13 protein-coding genes are annotated in these 16,413 nt (G+C 55.7%); 2 read left to right on the top strand and 11 right to left on the bottom strand.

Annotated features, from left to right (window positions below; genetic code table 11):
- Positions 1-66: 66 nt before the first annotated feature.
- The 8 genes from AC1D2N_RS23490 to AC1D2N_RS23455 all read right to left on the bottom strand — a co-directional run bounded on the left by AC1D2N_RS23490 (position 67) and on the right by AC1D2N_RS23455 (position 12,424).
- Positions 67-1,176 (bottom strand): CapA family protein, encoded by a 1,110-nt coding sequence (locus AC1D2N_RS23490; protein ID WP_018517184.1) that lies wholly within the window; start codon positions 1,174-1,176, stop codon positions 67-69.
- 314 nt (positions 1,177-1,490) lie between these two features.
- On the bottom strand, positions 1,491-2,948 hold the full coding sequence (locus AC1D2N_RS23485) for an NAD-dependent succinate-semialdehyde dehydrogenase (RefSeq protein WP_446957082.1): 1,458 nt from the start codon (positions 2,946-2,948) through the stop codon (positions 1,491-1,493).
- Between the two features lie 19 nt (positions 2,949-2,967).
- Positions 2,968-4,011: a tartrate dehydrogenase gene (locus AC1D2N_RS23480; RefSeq protein ID WP_018517186.1), complete on the bottom strand. Its 1,044-nt coding sequence runs from the start codon at positions 4,009-4,011 to the stop codon at positions 2,968-2,970.
- Between the two features lie 277 nt (positions 4,012-4,288).
- Positions 4,289-5,494 carry an MFS transporter gene (locus AC1D2N_RS23475; RefSeq protein ID WP_477982106.1) on the bottom strand — a complete coding sequence of 402 codons (1,206 nt, stop codon included), beginning with the start codon at positions 5,492-5,494 and terminating at the stop codon, positions 4,289-4,291.
- Positions 5,495-5,942: 448 nt separating this feature from the next.
- Positions 5,943-7,292 carry an adenylate/guanylate cyclase domain-containing protein gene (locus AC1D2N_RS23470; RefSeq protein WP_018517188.1) on the bottom strand — a complete coding sequence of 450 codons (1,350 nt, stop codon included), beginning with the start codon at positions 7,290-7,292 and terminating at the stop codon, positions 5,943-5,945.
- A 541-nt stretch (positions 7,293-7,833) separates the two neighbouring features.
- Complete coding sequence (locus AC1D2N_RS23465) at positions 7,834-8,808, bottom strand: sugar ABC transporter substrate-binding protein (protein WP_018517189.1); 975 nt, start codon at positions 8,806-8,808, stop codon at positions 7,834-7,836.
- 37 nt (positions 8,809-8,845) lie between these two features.
- The gene (locus tag AC1D2N_RS23460) at positions 8,846-10,684 is read right to left on the bottom strand and encodes a methyl-accepting chemotaxis protein (protein ID WP_018517190.1); all 1,839 of its coding nucleotides are present in this window, start codon (positions 10,682-10,684) and stop codon (positions 8,846-8,848) included.
- A 651-nt stretch (positions 10,685-11,335) separates the two neighbouring features.
- Complete coding sequence (locus tag AC1D2N_RS23455; RefSeq protein WP_115156440.1) at positions 11,336-12,424, bottom strand: alpha/beta fold hydrolase; 1,089 nt, start codon at positions 12,422-12,424, stop codon at positions 11,336-11,338.
- A 389-nt stretch (positions 12,425-12,813) separates the two neighbouring features.
- On the opposite strand from AC1D2N_RS23455, the gene AC1D2N_RS23450 reads away from it, so the two are divergent.
- The gene (locus AC1D2N_RS23450; protein ID WP_477982103.1) at positions 12,814-13,830 is read left to right on the top strand and encodes a zinc-dependent alcohol dehydrogenase family protein; all 1,017 of its coding nucleotides are present in this window, start codon (positions 12,814-12,816) and stop codon (positions 13,828-13,830) included.
- A gap of 179 nt (positions 13,831-14,009) precedes the next feature.
- Here AC1D2N_RS23450 and AC1D2N_RS23445 read toward each other — a convergent pair whose 3' ends face one another.
- The 3 genes from AC1D2N_RS23445 to AC1D2N_RS23435 form a co-directional block, all read right to left on the bottom strand.
- Complete coding sequence (locus AC1D2N_RS23445; RefSeq protein WP_018517193.1) at positions 14,010-14,303, bottom strand: type II toxin-antitoxin system RelE/ParE family toxin; 294 nt, start codon at positions 14,301-14,303, stop codon at positions 14,010-14,012.
- Positions 14,304-14,305: 2 nt separating this feature from the next.
- Positions 14,306-14,584 (bottom strand): type II toxin-antitoxin system ParD family antitoxin, encoded by a 279-nt coding sequence (locus AC1D2N_RS23440; RefSeq protein WP_018517194.1) that lies wholly within the window; start codon positions 14,582-14,584, stop codon positions 14,306-14,308.
- Between the two features lie 172 nt (positions 14,585-14,756).
- Positions 14,757-14,987 (bottom strand): hypothetical protein, encoded by a 231-nt coding sequence (locus AC1D2N_RS23435; protein ID WP_018517195.1) that lies wholly within the window; start codon positions 14,985-14,987, stop codon positions 14,757-14,759.
- Between AC1D2N_RS23435 and AC1D2N_RS23430 the strand changes: the two genes are divergently transcribed.
- Positions 14,986-15,670, top strand: a protein-coding gene (locus AC1D2N_RS23430) for an IS6 family transposase (RefSeq protein ID WP_245275440.1) whose coding sequence is annotated in 2 segments (ribosomal slippage) — positions 14,986-15,045 and positions 15,047-15,670 — 684 coding nt in all. Because the reading frame shifts where the segments join, the coding sequence is not laid out codon by codon here. The two genes, AC1D2N_RS23435 and AC1D2N_RS23430, sit on opposite strands and share 2 nt — an antisense overlap.
- Positions 15,671-16,413: the final 743 nt, after the last annotated feature.

Genomic DNA, 16,413 nt, shown 5'->3' with positions numbered 1-16,413 from the left:
TGTCATTTTAGAATACGAAAGTCCGTCGGTACCGTCCACGGCTAGGTTCTGCCGTGCCGGTTCGAATTAGGCAGTGACGACGACTTCGTTTCCTGCAACCGTAAACGTGTGGGGCATGTCGACCGATGCCCATTCGATATACTCAACGACCTCTGTGAAGCGCGGGTCTCCTGCTTCCAGCGCCTGTGGCTTATAGGTCTGGTCGAAGAACACCGGCAGGAAAGAGACACGCGTGGCAGTATCCTTAGCAAAGCCAGCTTTTGCGAGAAGCGCAAAACGGCTGTCCGTTCCGTAGGGCATGAAGGGGTAGTTGGGGTCAAGATCCATGTGATTGCGGATAGCGCCGTGCGACCATGCTGGTTCAGACCACGACGGCGCAGCGAAAGGCTTGGTCATGGCAAAAACACCAATGCTGTAGAAAATCACCTTGCCTTTGTAGACCTCAATTCCCTTAGGGATGTGAGGTGCATGGCAGACAATGAGGTCAGCGCCTGCATCGATCAATGCATGTGCCACTGTCACTTGATAGTCAGAGATGACTCGAGGAACGCGAATGACCCCAGAATGAAACGCAACAATCAAACGGTCGACGGAAGGGCGCAGGTTGCGGACGACGACGAGTAGCTTCGCCAATTCGGTCTGGTCGGGATTGGTGAGAATGCGGACCGGAGCGTGGGGCCCACGATGCTCGTAGCTGGTGTTGATGCTTACGTTGAGCACACCCGGCGTAGTGCTGCCTGCTGATCCATCAGACTTGCCAAGAGATGTGCAGCCGAGATAGGCGATGCGCAGACCTTCCTTCTCCATGATAACGGGCTGGCTTGCATCGGCAAAGTTACGGCCGGCACCGGTCACCTGGATACCACGGGCTCTAAAGAGGTCTACCGTGTCGATCATCGCCTGTGGACCGGCGTCAAAGGCGTGATTGTTCGCCATTGTGATGCCATCGAAACCTGCTTGCGTGTAGAGCTCCGCCATCTCGACCGGCTGCGCCACTTGCGGCGCATCGGAGCTTTCAGCGGCGTTGGTCGAGTAGGTTCGCATGCAATTCACCAGCCGAAAGTCGGCGGCCTGCAGGGTTGGCGCAATAAGGTCGATGTAGCCGCTAACCGGGAAACCGTCTTTCGGCCCATGTGCCGGACCGCAGTCGCCTGCAATTATCACGTTCGCTGCCATAATCCCTCCCTGGAAGCTTCAGATCTTGCGCCTCACATATGAAAAGCCGCCTTGTTTTGAGCTGCCTACCAGCATGCCTTGCGGGCTGCAACACAACAGAGTCGCGCTATAATCTCCAACGTCCGTGGTCATCGCCGTAAATGGTTGTTAATCCCCGCAATTTGACGCCGCTCTTCCCTATTATTGCGTGAGGAGCAAAAGAGGTTTGCTTTCGACAGATGGATTCAGGGCGGCAAGCGACAGTTTCCGGTCTTAATTTAAGCCGCGCGACATCCTTCTAGCGCAAATATGGTGCTCTGTTGCGCCTCATGAAATCAGCTCAGCCCACCGATGTGGAAGGTCTTGACCTCCAGATACTCATCGATACCGCATTGCGCGCCCTCGCGCCCAAGTCCCGATTGCTTGACCCCTCCAAAAGGCGCCACTTCGGTCGATACCGATCCTGTATTGAGTCCCACCATCCCGAATTCCAACGCTTCGGCGACACGCCAGGAACGCTTTAGACTCTCGGTATAGAAATAGGAGGCGAGACCAAACGGCGTCGCATTGGCGAGTGCGACAGCTTCTTCCTCCGTCTCGAACCGAAAGAGCGGCGCGACAGGCCCGAATGTCTCTTCATTGGCCAACAGCATCTCGGCGGTAGCATCGCCTAAGACGACCGGCACAGCGTATTGCGCGCCCTCGGGCATGGCCGGAGGATCGGAAAGGATGCGTGCGCCCTTGGACAGGGCATCCTCCAGATGGCGGTTGATCTTATCGATAGCCGCAACGTTGATCATTGGCCCGATATCGACGGGCGGGCCTGCACCGGGACCGACCTTCATGGCTGAGACCCGAGCACACAACTTCTCGGCAAAGCGATCATAGACGCCTGCCTGAACGAGAATGCGGTTAGAACATACGCAGGTCTGGCCTCCGTTGCGAAACTTTGAAACGATGGCGCCCTCGACGGCAAGATCGAGATCTGCATCGTCAAAGACAATGAAGGGGGCGTTACCGCCAAGCTCGAGGCTCAACCGCTTGATACTATCAGCTGCTCCGCGCATTAGCAGCGAACCTACGCGCGTAGAACCAGTAAAGGATATCTTGCGCACAGTCTCATTGGCCATCAACTCACTGCCAATTTCTGCGGGCATACCGGTGACAATGTTGATGATGCCTGCAGGAATGCCCGCGCGTTCAGCCAGTACGCCGAGCGCCAGAGCCGAAAAAGGGGTGAACTCCGACGGCTTGACCACCACTGTGCAGCCGGCTGCCAGTGCCGGGGCAACCTTGCGGGTGATCATGGCGTTCGGGAAATTCCACGGCGTGATAACAGCACAAACCCCCACCGCCTCTTTGAGAACGATGATGCGCCGGTCGGGCGTTGGCGATGGAATGGTGGTGCCGCCGATGCGGCGCGCCTCTTCTGCGAACCACTTGACGAATGAGGCGCCATAGCGAATTTCGCCAAGTGCCTCAGCCAGCGGCTTTCCCTGTTCGATCGTCAGGATCATCGCCAGATCCTGCTCGTTCTCCACCATCAGCCGGTACCATGCTTCTAGAAGGGCAGCTCGCTCGGCATGGGTCTTTGCCTTCCACAGTGCAAGCGCGGTCTGCGCGGCCTTGATCGCCCGGCGGGTTTCCTCGCCGCTGATATCAGGGACATGACCGATTACATCCTGGGTTGCCGGGTTCGTTACTGGAACAGACGCAGCAGTCGCGGCATCGCACCACGCGCCGTCGATCAGGCATTTTTGCCGGAATAGACTCGGGTCTTTCAATGTCTCCATGGGGAATTAACCTTTCCACTCAAGCAAGAGCCGCGAGGACGGCAGCGGTGATCTCATCTGTCTTATTGCTACCGGCCTTGATCCCGATACCACGGGTGGTCACGGTCTCGACGGCGCTGATAATCTCTGCAGCTGCTGCCGTTTCGCCAAGATGATCGAGCATCATCGACGCCGACCAGATCGCAGCGATGGGATTGGCTATGCCCAGATGCGCGATGTCGGGCGCCGAGCCGTGGACCGGTTCGAACATGGATGGTGCGGTACGGTTGGGGTTGATATTCGCTGAAGCCGCAAATCCGAGGCCCCCTTGGATAGCAGCGCCCAGGTCGGTGAGAATATCGCCGAAAAGGTTTGACGCGACGACGACATCAAGACTTTCAGGCGCCATGACCATTCGTGCCGCCATGGCATCGATGTGATAGCTCTTCACCTCGACATCGGCATATTCGCTGGAAAGCTTCTCGGTGATTTCGTCCCAGAAAACCATGGAGTATTTTTGCGCGTTCGATTTTGTCACCGACGCCAGCTTCCGGCGGCGCTGGCGTGCCTGTTCGAAGGCGAAACGCAGTATGCGTTCGACACCATTGCGGGTAAAAATCGATGTCTCCACCGCAACTTCGTCGGGCGTGCCGACATGAACGCGGCCGCCAGCACCAGAATACTCTCCCTCCGTGTTCTCGCGGATACACAGGATATCGAAATCGCTCGACTTCAACGGACCTTGCACGCCGGGCAAAAGACGATGAGGGCGAATATTGGCATATTGTACGAAGGCCTTGCGAATAGGCAGCAATAGACCGTGCAACGACACAGAATCCGGGACTTCGGCAGGCCAACCGACTGCACCCAGCAAAATCGCGTCGTAGCCCCGAAGAACCTCGATACCATTTTCGGGCATCATTGCGCCCGTCTCTTTATAGAAGGCGCAAGACCAGGGAAAACTCGTCGCTTCGACCTTGAAGTTCTCCCTCTTTGCTACCGTCTCCAGTACCTCCCGTGCCGCGTTTGTGACGGCGACACCGATTCCGTCGCCGGGGATGAGAGCTATGGAGTATTTTTTCATGCTGTTTCCTCAAACCTGTCGCCTTACGGTTCCGGATGCGCTTCTAATCGTTAAAGCAGCGCCCTTTGCCAGCTCGGCACAATGTCCTGGTGCCCCACCGGCACGAGCCGTGGCTGTTCGGGCCCCGCCCTAGCACAACTCGCTCCTCGTATGGCATGCGGCCCGGCCTTCGTGAAGATGCCGGCAAATGCACCATATAACCTTTGATGCACCCCCCTTGTGGACGGAGCGGTCGCTCAAGATGGGACAGCCGATGGCCGCAACAGCTGGGTATCGTTTAAGCGTTTTGCGTGTCCGTGCGAGCGCTGCGCGCGGTCAGCGCTGTCAAGACCGCGGCGATCAGGAGTAGGACGGTGCTGGCGCCAAAGGTCGCCTGATACCCGGTGGTATCAAACAGAATTCCGCCGACAACGGCACCAAACGTGATCGCCAGCTGGACGACTGCGACCATTAGGCCCCCGCCTGCCTCCGCGTCGTTCGGCAACGTCCTGGCGACCCATGTCCACCAGCCGACTGGTGCCGCGGTGGCAAACAAACCCCACATACTCAGCAAAAGGGTGGTCATCGCGACCCCGGTGCCGGACAGAACCAGAGCCCCCGCGATCAACGCCATGATGACGGGAATGGTGATAATTGTGCGGTACAGACGATCCTTTAAAAATGCGCCGATAAGCGAAGTGCCGACAAAACCGGTCACGCCCATCATCAAGAGGACAAGGGAGAGGGTAGAAACGTCGACATGCTCGACCGTTTCCAGAAATGGTCTGAGATAGGTGAACAGAGCGAACTGCCCCATAAAGAAGAWGCTGACCGCAGCCATGCCCAGTGCGACCACGGGCCTTTTGAGGACCAGGAACACGCCCGCGACGCTCGTTCGCGTTTCTGTCTTCATCGACGGCAAACTGAACAGCTGCCAAATGAAGACGATCGCGGCGATTGGCACGACAAAAAAGAACGCTCCACGCCAGCCAATGAAGCCACCTAAGAAGCTCCCGAGTGGCGCTGCGATTACTGTTGCTAATGCATTGCCGCCATTGAGGATCGACAGAGCGCGGGGCACTTGATCACTCGGTACAAGACGCATTGCGGTCGCAGCCGACATCGACCAAAAGCCGCCGATGGCGATACCGACAAAGGCGCGGCCGACCATGAAGATCTCGTAATTTGGCGCCATTGCCACGATCGTCCCCGAGATGATCATGAGAGCCGTCAACACTAGCAGGACAAGTTTTCTGTCGAGCTGGCCGGCAACGGCGGAAATGAGAAGACTGGTGAGGACGGCAAAGGCGCCGGAGACCGAGATCGCTTGGCCAGCTTGACCCTCCGTGATCTGCAGGTCGGCGGCGATGGGGGTCAAAAGGCTGACCGGCATAAACTCGGACGCAACCAGGGCGAAGGCCCCCAGAGCCAGCGCAAACACCCCGCCCCAAGATGAACCACGGCCTGAATCGGAAACGCTCGTCGAAGAGAGTTCTAGTAGCATATTGTAGCCTCTTTATTTTCACGCGGTGGGCGCCCAACGGCGGTGGCGTACTAAAGGTCGCCAAATTCGAAGTCTGGCCGGACTTGTCCGGGCGATCGGGCGCGTATCTTCGACCGCGGCGATGTCCGCGGTCTTGCGAACCAGGGTCCGCCAGGCACATATAGACTTAGAACGCACAAGCGATTAGCGGCTGATATGCGCATGCAATCATGAAGCTCTCTCATGAATGCGATGGGCCAAAGCAGGAAAAGAGTGCGTATCTGCGAGGCGTCTGTGGGCAGCGATGATGGCGCGCGAGCGAGCCCTAGCTTTTGAGCCCACGACTTTTCCAGGTTCCTTCTTAGCACAGGCAGGGCCTTGTATAGCTAGTCACCCGGATCGCTTGAGTTTGGCCCCGCAGGAAAAGTTGATCGTCTGGCAGATCAGGTTCAAGGACTTGATGAAAGTGTCACGAGGCATCTGGAGCCGTTGGCGCGCCGCTATTGGCGTGCGCGAATACCTCGGTGGGTGTTGCAAGATTTCGAATGGTGAAAAGCCCGAGGCGGGTCAGGGTAGGGCCAACCGCGCGCGCTTGCTGCGCTGTGACACCACAGATGAGACAATTCGTATTCATGTCTTTGGTGAGTTCCTGAAGTCTTTGAGCAAGATTTACGGGGTTTCCGTAAACAGTGTAGGTTTGACGGTCATCGGCAGCACCAACCGTCCCGGCAGCGATGAGCCCGGTCGCAATACCGATCCGCAAACGGATGGTTTGCCCGTCGAACTGTTGACTGGTCGTCATTGCCAAGATCTCCAGAGAGGCAGCCAGAGCACGATCGGCGTGGTCTTCGACTGGAAGCGGTGCGTTGAACGACACAAGCAAAGCATCGCCGATGTAGTTGATGACGACACCGCCGTTGCGGCCGACTATCTCTGTAACCGCAGTGAAAAACTCGTTCAGCAACTGAACGAGCTCCGTCGGATGCATGCTTTCTGAAAGGCGTGTGAACCCTTCAATGTCAGCGAAGAGAAGTGTCGCGAACCGCGTCTGTGGTGCCAGGTGCCCAGCATCCAAAAGTTCGCGCAGTATAGGAGCAGGCACGTAACGTCCAAAAAGACGCTGCACACGCCGCTCACTTGCCTCCGCGCGCGCGTGATTGCGCACAACTCGTCTTGCTCGATGAACCGCCAACGCCGCTATCGCCGTCACCAGAGCTATGATGAGAGCTTCTTGTACGCGAGATGCCATTCCCAGAAAGTTCGGGCTCAATACGGTTTCAAAAAAGATCTCTGGCGATGGTGCGATCGGCAAATCGCCGTAACTCAGCACCTTGTCCATTCCAGACCGGATCCACCATGTTGCGAAAATAAGTCCGCCTGTGGCCCATGATCCCGTCCAGATGACAATCGGAGGCGAAAGGGTCAAGACCGATGCCGCGACAACGACGTAGTAGTATTGGACAGAACTCGTCAAGAAGACAAGATTTTGAGGTATATCCCCGCCACTGCTCAGCGGTATGAATGCGAGCAAAACGGTGACAACGGTGGCATCAAACGCGAAGATAGCGAATCGAGCTTTTATTTCATAGCGCGTCCCAATTGCGGCGAGAGAGGTGAGCCCAATCAACGCGATCGCCAACGTGATGGCAGAAATCCCGATGTTTATGGGAAAATAGTAGCTTGGAAGAAAAGCCAGAGCGATGAGAGTTACGGCGATCGTCCGGCCAACGGCGGCGATCTTGAAACCTGTCCTTTCTGCGTCGTTCAGGGCCGTCTCGATCATGTCCGGCGTGCTGCCCGACTTGGTTTCAATGGTCAAATCAACGCCTCTTTCCGGTCAAGCCTTACGATTAGGGATCCCATTCTGCCGAGCTATTCATGGTGGTCGAACGACCGTTGACTTGCGTCGGGCCTGCAAAGTGCTTCCCATTACAGAAAAACTGTAATCAATCCGCGTGTTTCTGGATTTATAGACGAGGACGGAGCGCTCGTTTAGCAGGCAACTGCCGCATGTTATGATTAGCTGTGCTCATGAATGTTTCTGGATGGCTGCTCGAGCGCGGATCCACCAACTTTGATTCGAATAGCTTCAGGACGAAACCGGCTCTCGAATGATCGAGGATGAAGAGATCGGTATCATTGTGTTGTGGCACGATCGTCGCTGTGACTATCACAAGCGCATCCAAGGCAAGGCGTTACTGGAAAGGCAGATGCCAACCGGCTTTGCCGGTTACGACCTCCCGGCAAACCCATCCTGTTACCTGGCCAATTTGGCGCCCAGGCTGGCGCAGAGGTCAGCCCGGCAACGATTTCTCCGATATAGTGGGATCATATCTATGGCACAACGACGGAAAAGGCTGTCACCATTCAGGCGGGCAATTTTGGAGTGTCTCCTTCGTAATCAGCGCGCTGTCATATGTCACCAACTGAGCCTTTTGGGCGCCAGGATTCGTCGCCGCTTCGTAAAGCACTTTCAACATAAGCCGGCCCAAGAGCTCGGGCCGCGTGCATACTGATCCATCGATATCGCCTTTTGCGATCGCTTCATTTCCCTCCAGAGAACCACCGCCGGTGGCGACAAGCTTCACCGCAGAGCCGGAAGAGCGAAGCGCTTGGGCGCAGCCGATGGCCATTGGATCTGCTTGACTGAAGATGAGGTCCAGATCTGGGTTGTCCGACAAAAACTTCTGGCAGGCGGCCGCACCTTGCTCGGGCGTCCAGTCTGTGGGCTGCGATCCCGCAATCCGATAGTCCACGCCGGCTTTGTCAAGAGCTGCTCGAAAGCCTTGCGTCCTTTGGGGAACTGCAGAATAACCGTGCGCGCCTTCGATGATTGCAATTTTCACAGGACGATTTTTCGGCAACAAACCGGTTGCCAACTCTCCAGCCCGTTCCCCGATTGCGACATCATCTGTGGTCACCAATGCCGATAGACTGGAATAGACATCGCGCAAACTGCGTGTCGTGCTGTCGCCAACTTGAACTGCGACTGAGACGGTTGGAACTTTCTGTGCCAAGCTTTTATCCGCATAGGTCGCAGCCAGCACCGAGTCCATTGGCAAAAAGCCAATGCCGTCAACCCCTTTTGCGATAAGTTCGTCAATCGCTGCGGTCTGTCTGGGAATGCTGCCTTCCGGGTCTATGACAATGGTCTTCACGCCGGCTTCCCGCGCAGCTTCCTCGAAGCCTTTTTTCGTGGCGACGTTGAAAGGGATCTTCAAACTGGCGACGACGTATCCCAAGGTCAAATCCTTGGCGGCTACGCTGTCGGCGAAGACAGTTGCGATACTCAATGCCACCGCCGTACGACTGGCGACCTTCAAGAGCTTATTCATAAAATCAACCTTTTGTCGTTTGAGTGTCACAGAACCGCTAGGCCGCGTTGAGCCGCGATCGCAGCACGTTGCGTTGTCCATGGGTTTGTTGCGTGTTGTTGAGTTGAAATTTTTGGACTTCTTCAGCCAGTGCCGCCGCCTGCTCGGTCAGCGTGCTGCTCATGGCAGCCGTCTCTTCAGCCATCGCAGCATTTTGCTGGGTCGTGCTGTCAAGGGCATTGATTGCTGCTGACGTCTCACGCAGGCCGGTCGACTGCTCTTGGATTCCGACGACAATATCAACGACCTTCACATCTATGGACGCAACGAACGCGGTAATTTCTGTTAGGGCTTTGCCTGTTTCCGCTACGTGCTTCACACCTTGACTGACCTCTGTCGTGGAGTTGTCGATCAGAAGCTTGATCTGTTTGGCCGCACTGGCCGAACGTTGAGCCAGTTCGCGGACTTCACTTGCCACGACTGCAAACCCCTTGCCGCTTTCTCCGGCACGTGCCGCCTCTACCCCCGCGTTCAGAGCCAGTAGATTGGTCTGGAACGCTATTTCGTCGATGACGCTGATTATCTGAGCGATCTCGTTGGCCGAACGTTCGATGCGATGCATTGCCTCAACCGCGTTTTTCATCACTTCGCTCGAATCTTCGGCGCGTGTGCGGGCCTGACCCACGAGTTGGCGCGTTAGCTGCGTATTTGTCGTTAGATGTCCAATTGTTGCGGTAATTTGCTCCAGGGCAGCCGACGCCTGCTCGAGTGCGGCCGCCTGATTCTCAGTCCGCCTCGACATATGATCTGCACCGGCACTCAATTCTGCGCTGGCGCGACGGACGTCGACGGTTCCATCCATCACTCTTTCGAGCGTGTCCTCCAACGTTTCGATCGAACGGTTGAAGTCCTCCCTGATTTGCTCAAATTCCGGACTAAAGCTGTCGGAGATTTTCACTTGGAGATTGCTGTCGGCGAGCCCCCGCAGCGCCGCACCCAGTTGGTCCACCACCATGGCCGTATCATTTGCACGCCGGAGTGCATCGGCTTCCCGAGCCTGTTGGTCTTGCATGCGTTGAACGCCGGCTGCCTGGGCTTCGAACTCCAGCTTCTCCTTCTCGATCCCGGTCATTCTAAAGACTTCCAGTGCCCTCGCAATGAGACCGATCTCGTCAGAACGGCTCTTGAAGGGAACCGAGAGTTCAGTTTCGCCTCTTGCCATTTTTTCCATGAAGCGGGTGATTGCGCCAAGCGGAGAGATAGCGCGAATCCTGATGAAGATTACGCCAAGCACGAACACCAGGACTGCCAAGAGCCCACCGTATAGTGCGGTGGATCCAAGCCAGCTCGCTTCGCTGGTCGCCAATCGTTCATTGGAAGCCGATACTTCCGACGCGAGTTCGCTGAGTTCGAGTACGGCTTGTCTTTGGTCCTGATATGCCCGCGCCAAATCATCCATGACAGCCATCATCGTGTCGTACTTCCTGCCAACCGCCGGAATGAACTGTTCGAGAGTCACGAACCAGAATCGATCCGAAGCGGGGATGAGCTTCTCCCTGATGATCTTCGCTTCCGGCTCGGTAAGATCCGCTGCAACCCACGCTGCTTTGCGGTCGTCGTAGAGCTTCTTGAGTTCGTGGATCCGCGCAATCGCCCGGCTTCGCCGATCGGCATGAAAATTTGCTTCATAGATCGCTGCATAGGCTTCCACGGCAAAAAGCGGCGGCGGTACAAGATCTGCCAACAGATCCTTTTGGCTCTTGATCTCGTTGTAAAGCGGACCGTCGATTTGGACGCGCTTAATAGCGTAAGTCTGGACGCCCAGAGCGGTGACAAGGCCCGCAGTGACGAGGAGTGCAAACAGGAGCAACATACGGCTAATAGTCAGTTGAGGCATGGAGTGTCCTCCGCGGGAATGCGTGAATGGGATGAAATGTCGTGCAGAAATGATTTCTGGTCGCGACCTGTCGTGATGACGGCGCTTTCACCCGCTGGTTCGGCAGGTGGCTGAAATGGAAAATGGGCGGCTATGTGTTGCGCGCTTATTAAGAACGATCGGCAATTCAACAAACTAGATCGCAGGTAAGCCGGACATATTCTATGAAGTTATATGCAAGTGATTTTTGCAATCTCGCTCTCCTGCAAATATAGCCAATATTAACTTTTTGTTCGGCGGCCTCGCGGCGTTTGCGTATCGTCCGAGGACCAAGTCGGCTCGAACCTCGATATTGCCGATTTTGCTCCGTCGGCGATCTTGGTGTGCTGAAGGCGGTCCAGCCGGGAATGGCGTCTTAACCCATAAGCCGGAGACGCTGGCGAACCACGCCTTCGTGAGCCTGCCCGAAATGGGCGCCCCAATGGTCGTCCGTTTTTCGACAAGATGGGCGTCAAGGCGCGCTCAACGCATCGTCGCATTTCTCTTATAAAGTGTGAACGCGAACACATGCGATAGTGGCTTTGCGCAAGCAGAGACTGTTCTCACTACGAAGCCGGCCGACGGAGTTTTACGTCCGTCGGCCGGTCTTAGCGAGACTTGCTCGACTGAATATTAAACGACGAGATGCTGCTCGAAGAACGATTGCAGCTTGTCGAATGGAATCACGTCCAGCTGGTCATAGAGATCCGTGTGGCTGGCACCTGGAATGATCACGAGTTCCTTTGGCTCTGCCGCAGCGGCGTAGGCGGTCTGGCTGAAATAAAGCGAGTGTGCCTTTTCGCCGTGAATGAACAGGACCGGGCGCGGCGAAATTTCCGTAATGTAGGTCAGGATCGGCATGTTCATGAAGGACAGCGGAGTGGTCTGCGACCACGCGTTGCCCGAGTTGACTGCGCGCTTATGATATCCACGCGGCGTCATGTAATAGTCGTGATAATCGACCAAGAACTGCGCTTCGCCACCCTTAAGTTCATTATAGGGCGGCTGGTAAGCCGGCGTTCCCTTGTCCGCGTCGGCCCAACGTTGACTGCTTAATTGCTCCAGCGCTTTCGTGCGCTGTTCGAGGGTCACGCTGTCGTTGTAACCTTTCGACATGACGCGCGTCATGTCGTACATGGTGCTCGCTACCACCGCCTTGACGCGCTTGTCCACGGCGACAGCGTTCAACGCCATGCCGCCCCAACCGCACACACCGATCACGCCGATCCGCTCGCGGTCGACTTCAGGCCGCAGACCAATGAAGTCCACCGCTGCACTAAAGTCCTCAGTGTTGATGTCTGGCGACGCTATATTGCGCGGTTCACCGCTGCTTTCCCCGGTATAAGACGGATCGAAGGCAATCGTTGCGAATCCGCGTTCCGCCATGTTCTGTGCGTAGAGACCAGACGACTGCTCCTTCACGGCGCCAAACGGGCCACCAACAACAATTGCCGGCAGCTGTCCGTTGCCCCGGTTCTTCGGCAGATACAGATCGCCGACTAGGGTAATGCCATAACGGTTTTTGAAGTTCACTTTCTGATGGTCGACTTTGTCGCTCTTCGGGAAGACTTTGTCCCATTCTGCACTGGCTTGGGCGAGAGCAGGCGAACCAGCAACCGAGGCCACGCCAAGCGCTGCGACTCCGACACCGGTCATCTTCAGCAAGGTGCGGCGTCCAGTGTCGGGTTCATCGTGATTGACGGTGTCATTAGCTGTGTCCATGTCGATCTCCATTGGTTGTGACAGTCAGGGAGATATCTAATGGAGATCAGTTCGTTCGATTAGGCAGGACGTTTCGCTTGCGATCATGAGTAGATTTCATCAATGGCGAAGGCCGTCTCCGAGAGTATTTGGCACGTACCACCCGATGGAAAGGGCCGCCGATGCAGCCCTTTCTCACCGCGAAGATCGTATCGACGCCTTTGGCCAGCTTATGAAGCTGATTCCACACGGACACTGCGAACATTCATGAGCTAATTCGATAATGGTTATCAGATTTCCCTCCCTAATCAGCGATGCCCTTCGACGATATGATGCGAGGTTAAAGCTTGCTATGGCCGCAGTGATCTAACTGCGGTCAGCAAGAAGAATGTCGTTGGAGGAGATTTTTCATGCTTGGTACGGTGCTTCGCTCTCCTGGGGACATTCGATGTGAAGAGGTTACAGATCCAAAAATTCTGTATCCGACTGACGCAATTATCAAGCTCTCAGCGTCCTGCATTTGTGGCTCTGATCTTTGGCCCTATCGTGGCTTGCAAGACGTATCCGGGCCGATGCATATGGGCCACGAATACTGCGGCATTGTCGTTGAAGTTGGCAGTGCGGTGCGGACTGTACGCCCAGGCCAGTTTGTAATTGGATCTTTTTGCATCTCCGACAATACGTGCCCACATTGCCGTTTTGGTTTCCCTTCCTCGTGTGAACAACGTGAATTCATGTCCGCCGCACAGGCACCCTTTGACCGCGTGCCCCTTGCAGACGGCACGTTGGTTGCGACTGCGGAAATACCCTCCGATGATCTAATTCCAAGCCTCCTTGCGACATCGGATGTACTCGGAACGGGATGGTATGCGGCAGAGGCAGCACGCGTCGGGCCGGGCTCTACTGCAGTTGTCGTTGGTGACGGGGCTGTAGGACTAATGGGTGTTTTGGCAACCAAGCAGATGGGTGCCGAACGGATCATTGCGATGAGCCGCCACAAAACCCGGCAAGATCTTGCAATCGAGTTCGGCGCAACCGATATCGTGTCTGAGCGTGGAGATGAAGGGGTCGCCAGGATCAAGGAACTGACAAAAGGCGTGGGCGCCGATTCTGTCTTGGAGTGCGTGGGCACCCAAGAGGCGATGACGCAGGCGATAAGTTCCGCCCGGCCCGGCGGTGCAATTGGCTTTGTTGGCGTTCCTCATGGCGTGCAGTTCGAAGGGCAGACACTGTTTTTTGCTCAGAAAAGTCTGCTGGGCGGCCCCGCGCCAGTGCGCCGGTTCCTACCTGATCTTATAGATCTGGTACTAAGCCGGACCATCAATCCCGGTAAGGTCTTCGACTTGGAAGTTCCGCTCGCGGATGTCGCCGACGGTTATCGCGCTATGGATGAGCGCCGCGCGATCAAAGTGCTTCTTAGAGTCTAACTGTTCTGTTCCGACGTCTAAATTCGATTTTTCCGCTTTGAAGGGCGCGATTCCGGCGTTCTGCCATACATGCCTCGGGGCCGAGTTCGGCTGATCCACTACCCTTCAAACGCCCATGCTGCACTTGGTGTAGATTCTCCAATCCGAGATCTTATATGAGGGGTACCGCGAGCCCGCCGTTATATAGTCACTTTGGAGGAAATCTTTCTGCGCCCGTGCAGGACGCGGACGATTTCAATGGCACTGCCACTGAGCCGATAAAGAGTCAGATACTCACCTGAAACGAGATGCCGAATGCCTGGCGCGATATCGTCGCGCGCAACCCCCGAGTAGGGGTGTCGGGCGAGATTGTCCCAGCGTGCTTCAATCGCGTCAAGAACACGGTCAGCCGCAGATATGTTGTCAATGGCTATGTAGGACCATATCTCGATCAGGTCCTCGTCCGCACGATTGGTTCGGATAATTGGAAGCATGCTTAGCGTTCGGGTCGTGCAGATTTTAATCGCTCGAGCGCTGCAGCTTTTACCTCTGCCATTGTCGTGCGGGAGCTTGGGCCGCTTTCGATGCCATCTTGTACGAGCGCTCGCAGATCCTCGACGGTGTAGCCGAGCAAATCTCGTCGCTCCTTCCATTCGCGGACGGCATCACGGATGGCTTCACTCGTCGATGCATATTCGCCAGCATCGACCGCGCTTCGCACAAAGCCCGCCATTTCGGATGTCAGTGCAATCGTAATTTTCTCGACCGTCGCCATAGTTTCCAGCCTCCGATTTTACTGCTGAATGGTATGCGATTAGCGTACCATACGCAAGTCATGACCATTTCATTCGAAGCAGCACACAACGCCGGTAGCCGATTGATTATCCATTCCGTCCCAGTCGCCAACCAGTGGTCGTAGGTTCGAATCTATTCAAGGCCGGCAATGCTCAACGACTGATCGCACAATATTTGGCATTATCGAATTCCGGATCGACGGGGATCTGCATTGCCGTCACCAGATGGTTAGTCTGGGCGGCAAGGCCGATGACCGAGGGGGTTCGACATGCTGCGAGTTGAGGAAAGGGTTCTGTCGCAAAACTTTTCACCGGGTTTGCAACCAGCATTGTAGGCGTAGATCCGGGGTTGAGATGAGCAGGCAGATTGAGTTTCACGATCATGGTCGATTTCAAAGGCAGTCATTACCCGAAAGACGTGATTTTATACGCGGTATTTTTCCTACGTGAGATATGCGGTCTCCTATCGTGATCTGGAAGAGATTATGGCCGAGCGCGGCGTTACCGTTGACCACGCGACGCTGAACAGATGGGTCGTGAAATATTCGCCCCTGATTGCCTGCCAGGCCCAGCGGCGCAAATCCGCAACCAGCAGCTCCTGGCGGATGGACGAGACCTATATCCAGGTCAAAGGCAAGTGGACCTATTTCTGTCGGGCTGTCGACAAATTCGGCAAAACCCTTGATTTCATGCTGTCTGAGCACCGCGATGAGGCCGCGGCCAGCGCGTTCTTCGCCCGCACGATTAAGAACAATGGCTGGCCCGAAAAGGTCGTCATCGACAAGAGCGGCGCGAACCTGGCAGGATTGCAAAACATCAACTGGCGGCTGCTGTTGTATGGATGGTTCTGGCTGATCGAGATCCGGCAGGTCAAATACCTCAACAACACGATTGAGCAGGACCACCGGTTTATCAAGAAGCTGACCCGCCCCATGAAGGGCTTCAAATCCTTTCAGTCTGCGTCAGCAACCCTGGATGGTATCGAGGTGGCTCACATGATCCGCAAGCGCCAATTTTCAACCAGTGGCCAATCGGCATTTCAGCAATTCGCCGCACTCGCTGCATAACTGTGTCCAGCGATGGCCGCTTCTGCGGCCTTTTAGAAAGTTTGCGACAAAACCGCTACCTATCATATTCCCTGGCGAGCATAAATGGACGGACTGATAACTTTCAGGATGCGGCGATAACGACAATTGCGTCCTGTTCATATATCTAAATGAGTAGTGGTTAATTCCAAAGGAAGTTCGGAACTTCCAAAATACGCAGCTGCCGGTGCAATGTAGTTTCGAGGCGCCGGCAACTTACAACGATATTTGTTCAAAACAAAACAAGCAAAAATAGGAGGAGAGGTCGTGAACCATCGGAGGATTGTTCTTGCGCGCTTTGCGCAAGCGTTGGCTTGCAACAGGACTCATTCCGCGTGCATCCCTCAGGCGCCGGGAAGAATTCCACCACCTATTGTGCAGATTCATGCGAGACGCTCATGATGCCGGACATCGGCAAATAATGGCGCGCGAGGGGTTGCGCGCAGCCGAGGCAATCTGTGTCGATGTGTAATGGCTCGAGGCTTGCATGCAACCCCTACCATATCCACCCATTGTCGAAATTGTTAACGCTGCCTTTCATATGGCAGAGCGGAGGCTACGATGACCACGGCATGTGATGAGAAACATATCGAATTGAAGCCGATTTCGAGCTGCAGACGAGAAGTCGAAGTCGCGATGGTGGAAATGCTCGTCAGTTTGCAGAAACGTGGATGGTCGGCTGCGGAATTGGCACTGGCGCTCGCAGATGCCTCCGAAGATCTCGT

The organism is Rhizobium sp. P1_B8 (assembly GCF_056406515.1).
The sequence above is the reverse complement of the archived record's forward strand: the minus strand, read 5'-3'. Positions and strand labels throughout refer to the sequence as shown.

What these genes read in the sequence shown, in the direction of transcription:
- AC1D2N_RS23450 (WP_477982103.1), top strand. Translation starts at nt 12,814, where the DNA reads ATGCTTGGTACGGTGCTTCGCTCTCCTGGGGACATTCGATGTGAAGAG.
- AC1D2N_RS23485 (WP_446957082.1), bottom strand. Translation starts at nt 2,948, where the DNA reads ATGGAGACATTGAAAGACCCGAGTCTATTCCGGCAAAAATGCCTGATC.
- AC1D2N_RS23460 (WP_018517190.1), bottom strand. Translation starts at nt 10,684, where the DNA reads ATGCCTCAACTGACTATTAGCCGTATGTTGCTCCTGTTTGCACTCCTC.
- AC1D2N_RS23465 (WP_018517189.1), bottom strand. Translation starts at nt 8,808, where the DNA reads ATGAATAAGCTCTTGAAGGTCGCCAGTCGTACGGCGGTGGCATTGAGT.
- AC1D2N_RS23445 (WP_018517193.1), bottom strand. Translation starts at nt 14,303, where the DNA reads ATGCTTCCAATTATCCGAACCAATCGTGCGGACGAGGACCTGATCGAG.
- AC1D2N_RS23435 (WP_018517195.1), bottom strand. Translation starts at nt 14,987, where the DNA reads ATGATCGTGAAACTCAATCTGCCTGCTCATCTCAACCCCGGATCTACG.
- AC1D2N_RS23440 (WP_018517194.1), bottom strand. Translation starts at nt 14,584, where the DNA reads ATGGCGACGGTCGAGAAAATTACGATTGCACTGACATCCGAAATGGCG.
- AC1D2N_RS23455 (WP_115156440.1), bottom strand. Translation starts at nt 12,424, where the DNA reads ATGGACACAGCTAATGACACCGTCAATCACGATGAACCCGACACTGGA.
- AC1D2N_RS23490 (WP_018517184.1), bottom strand. Translation starts at nt 1,176, where the DNA reads ATGGCAGCGAACGTGATAATTGCAGGCGACTGCGGTCCGGCACATGGG.
- AC1D2N_RS23480 (WP_018517186.1), bottom strand. Translation starts at nt 4,011, where the DNA reads ATGAAAAAATACTCCATAGCTCTCATCCCCGGCGACGGAATCGGTGTC.